We start from the raw sequence: 1881 nt of genomic DNA, 5'->3' as shown, positions 1-1881 counted from the left end.
TAGTGAAGCCCCAACGGGTGCTGTGATGGGTAGGGGAGCGTCGTGTGCCGGGTGAAGCAGCCGTGGAAGCGAGTTGTGGACGGTTCACGAGTGAGAATGCAGGCATGAGTAGCGATACACACGTGAGAAACGTGTGCGCCGATTGACTAAGGGTTCCTGGGTCAAGCTGATCTGCCCAGGGTAAGTCGGGACCTAAGGCGAGGCCGACAGGCGTAGTCGATGGACAACCGGTTGATATTCCGGTACCCGCTTTGAAACGCCCAATATCGAGCCCATTAATGCTAAGGCCGTGAAGCCGCCCCGGAGCCTTCGGGCAAAGGGGAGTGGTGGAGCCGCTGACCCAAGGTGGTAGTAGGTAAGCGATGGGGTGACGCAGGAAGGTAGTCCAGCCCGGGCGGTGGTTGTCCCGGGGTAAGGGTGTAGGCCGTGTGGTAGGCAAATCCGTCACACGTTAAGGCTGAGACCTGATGCCGAGCCGATTGTGGTGAAGTGGATGATCCTATGCTGTCGAGAAAAGCCTCTAGCGAGTTTCATGGCGGCCCGTACCCTAAACCGACTCAGGTGGTCAGGTAGAGAATACCGAGGCGTTCGGGTGAACTATGGTTAAGGAACTCGGCAAAATGCCCCCGTAACTTCGGGAGAAGGGGGGCCACGCCTGGTGATCGGATTTACTCCGTGAGCTGGGGGTGGCCGCAGAGACCAGCGAGAAGCGACTGTTTACTAAAAACACAGGTCCGTGCGAAGCCGTAAGGCGATGTATACGGACTGACGCCTGCCCGGTGCTGGAACGTTAAGGGGACCGGTTAGCTCACTTTCGGGTGGGCGAAGCTGAGAACTTAAGCGCCAGTAAACGGCGGTGGTAACTATAACCATCCTAAGGTAGCGAAATTCCTTGTCGGGTAAGTTCCGACCTGCACGAATGGCGTAACGACTTCTCGACTGTCTCAACCATAGGCCCGGTGAAATTGCACTACGAGTAAAGATGCTCGTTTCGCGCAGAAGGACGGAAAGACCCCGGGACCTTTACTACAGTTTGATATTGGTGTTCGGTTCGGCTTGTGTAGGATAGGTGGGAGACTGTGAAGCGGCCACGCCAGTGGTTGTGGAGTCGTCGTTGAAATACCACTCTGGTCGTGCTGGATGTCTAACCTCGGTCCGTGATCCGGATCAGGGACAGTGTCTGATGGGTAGTTTAACTGGGGCGGTTGCCTCCCAAAGGGTAACGGAGGCGCCCAAAGGTTCCCTCAGCCTGGTTGGCAATCAGGTGTTGAGTGTAAGTGCACAAGGGAGCTTGACTGTGAGACCGACGGGTCGAGCAGGGACGAAAGTCGGGACTAGTGATCCGGCGGTGGCTTGTGGAAGCGCCGTCGCTCAACGGATAAAAGGTACCCCGGGGATAACAGGCTGATCTTCCCCAAGAGTCCATATCGACGGGATGGTTTGGCACCTCGATGTCGGCTCGTCGCATCCTGGGGCTGGAGTCGGTCCCAAGGGTTGGGCTGTTCGCCCATTAAAGCGGTACGCGAGCTGGGTTTAGAACGTCGTGAGACAGTTCGGTCCCTATCCTCTGTGCGCGTAGGAATATTGAGAAGGGCTGTCCCTAGTACGAGAGGACCGGGACGGACGAACCTCTGGTGTGCCAGTTGTCCTGCCAAGGGCATGGCTGGTTGGCTACGTTCGGGAGGGATAACCGCTGAAAGCATCTAAGCGGGAAGCCTGCTTCGAGATGAGTATTCCCACCTCCTTGAGAGGGTAAGGCTCCCAGTAGACGACTGGGTTGATAGGCCGGATGTGGAAGCCCAGTAATGGGTGGAGCTGACCGGTACTAATAGGCCGAGGGCTTGTCCTCAGTTGCTCGCGTCCACTGTGTTAGTTCTGAAG

General features: G+C 57.0%; 1 rRNA gene (only partly in view). It reads left to right on the top strand.

Annotated features, from left to right (window positions below):
* A 23S ribosomal RNA gene (locus tag ACIGW2_RS33400) occupies positions 1-1849 on the top strand (it extends 1370 nt beyond the left edge of the window).
* Positions 1850-1881: the final 32 nt, after the last annotated feature.

Source organism: Streptomyces sp. NPDC053541 (genome assembly GCF_044544705.1).
In the GTDB taxonomy this organism is placed as follows: Bacteria; Actinomycetota; Actinomycetes; order Streptomycetales; family Streptomycetaceae; genus Streptomyces.
This window is presented reverse-complemented; position numbering and strand designations above follow the sequence as displayed.